The sequence below is a fragment of the Allobosea sp. genome (assembly GCF_036675845.1).
Taxonomy (GTDB): domain Bacteria; phylum Pseudomonadota; class Alphaproteobacteria; order Rhizobiales; family Beijerinckiaceae; genus Allobosea.
In genome coordinates, this window is record NZ_JAKFED010000123.1 from 1 (window position 1) to 4,325 (window position 4,325).

Here is a 4,325-nt window from a genome sequence, read left to right on the forward strand (position 1 = left end):
GCCCCGCTGAAGGTGATCAATGTCGACACCGACATGATCATCCCCAAGCAGTATCTGAAGACGATCAAGCGCACCGGCCTCGGCACCGCGCTGTTCTCGGAGATGCGCTACAAGGAGGACGGTTCGGAGAACCCGGACTTCGTCCTCAACCAGCCGGCCTACCGCAAGTCGGAGATCCTCGTCGCCGGCGACAATTTCGGCTGCGGCTCCTCGCGCGAGCATGCGCCCTGGGCCCTGCTCGACTTCGGCATCCGCTGCGTGATCTCCACCAGCTTCGCCGACATCTTCTACAACAACTGCTTCAAGAACGGCATCCTGCCGATCAAGGTCTCGCAGGAGGATCTCGACAAGCTGTTCGACGATGCCGAGCGCGGCTCCAACGCGACGCTGACCATCGACCTCGAGAACCAGACCATCAAGGGCCCCGACGGCGGCACGGTGACCTTCGAGATCGACCCGTTCCGCAAGCACTGCCTGCTCAACGGCCTCGACGATATCGGCCTGACCATGGCGAAGGCCCCGAAGATCGAGGCCTATGAGGAAAAGCTGAAGACCCGCGCCTGGGCCTGAGCTCGAACGAAAAGGACCGCCGCCCCTTGCGGAGCGGTGGCCCTCCCGATGGTCAGGCAGCGATGCAGCCCCTACATCGCCGGTAGCGCTGCGACGTCGCGCACCGGCGCATTCAGCCCGCTGACCTTGCCGACCATCGAGGCCTTCCCGGTGGCGAGGTCGACCTTGTGCAAAGCACCGTCGGCCAGCAGCCAGCCGGTATTCGAACCATCCGCTCCGGTCTCGATGTCGAAGGCGACGGACTTGGCGCTGACGCCGAGCTTGCCGATGGCGCCAAGCACGCCGTCATTCGGCGGCGCCTGCTTCAAGAGCCCGCCGATCTTGCCGTCGATGTCGTAGAGCGCCGTCTCCTTGGTGCCCTTCACCGAGTTGCTGTAGGCGGCGGCGACCACCATCGGCGCCTCGCCCTTGTGCATGTCGGTCTCGGCGAATTTCAGCTTGCCGTCGACCGTGGTCTTGCCGTCATCGACATTGACCCGGAGATTCGTGCCATCCGAGCCGATCACCCGCAGCCGGTCGGCCGCCGGGTTGAAGTCGACCGTCGCCATGGCGCTGGCGGCGAGCACCGTGTCCATCTTCGACTTCATCGTCGCCTTGCCGGCGGCGTCGATGCTGTAGATCGTGCCGTCCGTGGCGAGCGCATAGAGCATGCCGTCGGCCGGGCGCACGTCGATGCCGGCGATCTTGCCGTTGATGCCGGTGACCTTCATCGACTTGCCGGCCTTCTGCGTCGCGGTGTCGATCATGGTCAGCGTGTTGTCGCCGGACAGCGCGGCGAGCATGGCAGCCTGCGCCGCCAGCGGGACGATGGCCGCCGCAAGCACGGTCGAGGCGAGAAGCAGGGTTCGGGAATGGCGCATGGGGTTTCCTCCGGTTCGCGTCGCGTTTGAAAGCCTGGACAAAGCCGCCTGGAACGCGGCCGTCATGGGGGTTAGCCGCGGCACCGCCGGCCGGATGCGCCGGAAAAAATAAAAAGAAGCGCTGCATCCGCGACCGGGGAAGCCGTGTAGACTTGCACTGGCGCGCGCTTCGCGACGCGCGCGCCAGTTGAGGAGACGAGGATGGCGACGGGCGCCGCGCCGCCGCGAGGCATGGGCGAGATCGAGCAGGCGCTGCTGGCCTGCGCCTCCGGCGATAAATCGGCGCTGCGGCGCATCTACGATGCCGAGTCGCCGCGTATGCTCGGCGTGGCGCAGCGTCTGCTGAAGCGCCGGGCCCTGGCGGAGGAAGCGGTGCAGGACGCCTTCGTACTGATCTGGCGCCATGCCGCCCGCTTCGACCCCGAGCGCGGCAGCGGCCTGACCTGGATCTACGCGATCCTGCGCAACCGTTCGCTCTCGATCCTGCGCGACGAGAGACGGACGGAGACCAGCGACACGCCCATCGCCGAGGAGATGGCGAGCGAAGAGGACGATCCCGAGACCGTGATGTCGAAGCTGTCGGATGCCAGCGCGCTGCGCGCCTGCCTGGAGACACTGCCGCCGCAGCGGCGCAGCCTCGTGCTGCTCGCCTTCGTCCAGGGGCTGACCCATGGCGAGATCGCCGGCCGCCTCAAAATGCCGATGGGCACGGTAAAATCCTGGATCCGGCGCTCGCTGATCTCGCTCAAGGAGTGCCTCGGATGAGCCCCTCCGCCGACACTGCCCTGCCCCCGCCCGAGCGCGATGCGCTCGCCGGCGAATATGTCCTCGGCCTGATCGAAGGGACGGAGCTTGCCGCCGCCGAGCACCGCCATGAGCGCGACCGCGACTTCGCCGCTTCGGTGGAGGCCTGGCGCGGCCATCTCGCGGCGATCGACGCCACGGCGACGCCGGTCACCCCTCCTGCCGATCTCTGGAGCCGGATCGAGGCCGGCGTCGCCGGCGTCGTGGCCTCGGCCGCCGCCGCTCCGGCTGCCATGTCGCGAGCCGCGCCAGCCGTGCGCAGCCGCTTCTCCGATTGGTGGGACAGCCTGTTCGTCTGGCGCGGCGCAGCCTTTGCCGGGGCACTGGCGAGCCTGCTGCTCGCCATCGGCCTTTTCGGCGCGCTCGACCGCGCCAAGCGCCAGCCGGTGATGGTCGCGGTGCTGCTGACCGACGCCAGCGTCGCCGCGGCGGTGGTCCACACCTTCGCCGACGGCCGGGTCGAGATGCTGCCGCTGCAGTCGATCAATGTGCCGGAAGGCAAGGCGCTGGAGATCTGGACGCTCTGGGACCGCGCCGTCGGCCCGCGCTCGGTCGGCCTGATCGACAGCGCCCGCACGACGCCCTTGCGCCTCGACAACCTGCCGCTCGGCAAGGACCAGCTCTTCGAGATCACGCTGGAGCCGGCCACCGGCTCGCCGACCGGCCGGCCGACCGGCCCGATCATCGCCAAGGGCACGACCTCGCAGAGGCTGTAGGGCGAGCGGCAGCGGCGCCCCCGTCGGGTCGCCGCCGAATCGTCACTGCACGTCGGCGAAGGCATCCTTCAGGCGCTCGACGGCCTCGGCCACGACCGAGCGCGGGGTCGCGAGGTTGAAGCGCAGGAAGCTGCTGCCGCCGGTGCCGAAGCTCGCGCCATGGTTCGCGGCGATCCTCGCCTGCTTCTCGACCCGCGCGATGAACTCCGCTGCCTCCATTCCGGTCCCGGAAAAGTCGACCCAGCCGAGATAGGTCGCCTCCAGCGCCATCGAACGCACGCCGGGAATGCTGCCGACCCCGGCGTCGAAGAGCCGGCGGTTGCCGTCGAGATACTTGACCAGCGCATCGACCCAGGCCGCGCCCTCGGGGCTGTAGGCGGCGGTCGCCATCGCCATGCCGAAGGCGTTCGGCGAGATGCCCATGGCGTTCATCCGCGCCCGGAACGGGGCGCGCAGCGCCTCGTCGGGAACGATGACGTTGCCGACATGGCAGCCGGCGATGTTGAAGGTCTTGGTCGTCGCGGTCATCATCACCAGCCGATCCAGGATCTCCGGCGCGGCCACCGCCATGGCCAGGTGCTTGTGCCCCGGCATGACGAGATCGTGGTGGATCTCGTCCGAAACCAGGATCAGGTCGTGGCGCCGGCAGAAGTCCGCGATCTCCCTGAGTTCGCCCTGCGTCCAGACCCGCCCGCCGGGATTATGCGGCGAGCACAGGATCAGCATCCGCTCCGAGCCGGTCATCAGCGCATCCCAGCCGGCGATGTCGAGGACATAGCGGCCATCCTCGTTCGCCAGCGGGCATTCGACGAGGCGCCGGCCTGCGGCCCGGATGATCCGGGCGAAGGCGTGGTAGACCGGCGTCATCACGAGGACGCCGTCGCCCGGCTTCGTATAGGCGTCGACGCACATCGCCGTGCCGTTCACCAGCCCATGCGTGGTGAAGATCGCCTGCGGCTCGACTTCCCAGCTATGGCGGTTCTTCATCCACCAGCGGATCGCGTCGCTGCTCGCCTGCTCGCTGCCGAAATAGCCGTAGACGCCATGCGCCGCCATCGCCTCGACCGCTGCCTGCACGCAAGGAGGTGGCCGGAAATCCATGTCCGCCACCCACATGGCGATGCCGTCGGAAGCCGGCACCCCGTAGGTGGCCTCCATCTTGTCCCATTTCGCGCAGTTGCTGCCGCGGCGGTCGATCCGCAGGTCAAAATTTGAAGTTGCGATCATCTCGGTTCCCGATGCATCGCCGGTCAGGCCGACACGATCGCATACCAAGAAAGTTCTTCTACGACAGCATCACCCCGTGCAATTCCAATCTACCGTGGCGGTCTGGCGCGGGATCGATCAGGCTTTAGAGTCTGCTGTTTTCACACGG

General features: G+C 67.7%; 5 protein-coding genes. 3 read left to right on the top strand and 2 right to left on the bottom strand.

Going from position 1 to position 4,325, the window contains the following annotated elements:
• The coding region (gene leuD, locus V6M56_RS13220; protein WP_332684384.1) for a 3-isopropylmalate dehydratase small subunit at positions 1 to 570 on the top strand (570 nt) is incomplete at its 5' end.
• Positions 571 to 641: 71 nt separating this feature from the next.
• Here leuD and V6M56_RS13225 read toward each other — a convergent pair.
• Positions 642 to 1,430: a DUF4394 domain-containing protein gene (locus V6M56_RS13225; RefSeq protein WP_332684386.1), complete on the bottom strand. Its 789-nt coding sequence runs from the start codon at positions 1,428 to 1,430 to the stop codon at positions 642 to 644.
• 201 nt (positions 1,431 to 1,631) lie between these two features.
• On the opposite strand from V6M56_RS13225, the gene V6M56_RS13230 reads away from it, so the two are divergent.
• Together V6M56_RS13230 and V6M56_RS13235 are read left to right on the top strand one after the other, a co-directional pair.
• Entirely contained in the window at positions 1,632 to 2,195 is a 564-nt protein-coding gene (locus tag V6M56_RS13230) for a sigma-70 family RNA polymerase sigma factor (protein WP_332684388.1), read from the top strand.
• Complete coding sequence (locus tag V6M56_RS13235; RefSeq protein ID WP_332684390.1) at positions 2,192 to 2,950, top strand: anti-sigma factor; 759 nt, start codon at positions 2,192 to 2,194, stop codon at positions 2,948 to 2,950. The genes V6M56_RS13230 and V6M56_RS13235 overlap by 4 nt, the downstream gene beginning before the upstream one ends.
• A gap of 42 nt (positions 2,951 to 2,992) precedes the next feature.
• Here V6M56_RS13235 and V6M56_RS13240 read toward each other — a convergent pair whose 3' ends face one another.
• Positions 2,993 to 4,177 (bottom strand): MalY/PatB family protein, encoded by a 1,185-nt coding sequence (locus V6M56_RS13240; RefSeq protein ID WP_332684392.1) that lies wholly within the window; start codon positions 4,175 to 4,177, stop codon positions 2,993 to 2,995.
• Between the last annotated feature and the right edge of the window lie 148 nt (positions 4,178 to 4,325).

What these genes read in the sequence shown, in the direction of transcription:
- V6M56_RS13225 (WP_332684386.1), bottom strand. Translation starts at nt 1,430, where the DNA reads ATGCGCCATTCCCGAACCCTGCTTCTCGCCTCGACCGTGCTTGCGGCG.
- V6M56_RS13230 (WP_332684388.1), top strand. Translation starts at nt 1,632, where the DNA reads ATGGCGACGGGCGCCGCGCCGCCGCGAGGCATGGGCGAGATCGAGCAG.
- V6M56_RS13235 (WP_332684390.1), top strand. Translation starts at nt 2,192, where the DNA reads ATGAGCCCCTCCGCCGACACTGCCCTGCCCCCGCCCGAGCGCGATGCG.
- V6M56_RS13240 (WP_332684392.1), bottom strand. Translation starts at nt 4,177, where the DNA reads ATGATCGCAACTTCAAATTTTGACCTGCGGATCGACCGCCGCGGCAGC.